General features: G+C 66.5%; 1 protein-coding gene. It reads left to right on the top strand.

Translation table 11 applies throughout. The features are described 5' to 3' along the window. A partial coding sequence (tuf, locus tag TSH20_RS34280) for an elongation factor Tu (protein ID WP_109155366.1) occupies positions 1-1,173 on the top strand: 1,173 nt, incomplete at its 5' end. Positions 1,174-1,175: the final 2 nt, after the last annotated feature.

The following is a 1,175-nucleotide window of genomic DNA, read 5'->3' as shown; positions in this document are numbered from 1 at the left end:
GAGCGGAACAAGCCGCACTGCAACGTTGGCACGATCGGCCACGTCGACCACGGCAAGACGTCGCTGACGGCGGCGATCACGAAGGTGCTGGCGGAGTCCGGCGGCGCCACCTTCACCGCTTACGACCAGATCGACAAGGCGCCGGAAGAGAAGGCGCGCGGCATCACGATCTCGACGGCCCACGTCGAGTACGAGACGCAGAATCGCCACTACGCGCACGTCGACTGCCCGGGCCACGCCGACTACGTGAAGAACATGATCACCGGCGCCGCCCAGATGGACGGCGCGATCCTGGTCGTGTCGGCCGCCGACGGCCCGATGCCGCAGACCCGCGAGCACATCCTGCTGGCCCGCCAGGTTGGCGTTCCGGCGCTGGTCGTGTTCCTGAACAAGGTCGACATGGTCGACGATCCGGAGCTGCTGGAGCTGGTCGAGCTGGAAGTTCGCGAGCTGCTGTCCTCCTACCAGTTCCCGGGCGACGACATTCCGATCACCAAGGGCTCGGCCCTGTGCGCCCTGGAAGACCGTCAGCCGGAGATCGGCCGCGACGCCGTTCTGGCTCTGATGAAGACGGTGGACGAGTACATCCCGCAGCCGGAGCGTCCGAAGGACCGTCCGTTCCTGATGCCGATCGAAGACGTGTTCTCGATCTCGGGCCGCGGCACCGTGGTGACCGGCCGTGTCGAGCGCGGCATCGTGAAGGTTGGTGACGAAGTCGAGATCGTCGGCCTGAAGGCGACGGTGAAGACCACCGTGACCGGCGTCGAGATGTTCCGCAAGCTGCTCGACTCGGGTGAGGCCGGCGACAACATCGGCGCGCTGCTGCGCGGCACCAAGCGCGAGGACGTCGAGCGCGGCCAGGTTCTGGCCAAGCCGGGTTCGATCACCCCGCACACCAAGTTCAAGGCCGAAGCCTACATCCTGACGAAGGAAGAGGGCGGCCGTCACACCCCGTTCTTCACCAACTACCGTCCGCAGTTCTACTTCCGGACGACGGACGTGACGGGCATGGTCTCGCTGCCGGAAGGCGTCGAGATGGTGATGCCGGGCGACAACGTCGCCATGGACGTGGCTCTGATCGCCCCGATCGCCATGGACGAGGGCCTGCGCTTCGCCATCCGCGAAGGCGGCCGTACCGTCGGCGCCGGCGTCGTTGCCAAGATCGTCGAGTGATG

The organism is Azospirillum sp. TSH20, from assembly GCF_003115935.1.
GTDB lineage: Bacteria > Pseudomonadota > Alphaproteobacteria > Azospirillales > Azospirillaceae > Azospirillum.
Note: the sequence above shows the minus strand (reverse complement) of the source record. Positions and strands in the feature narration are given on the sequence as shown.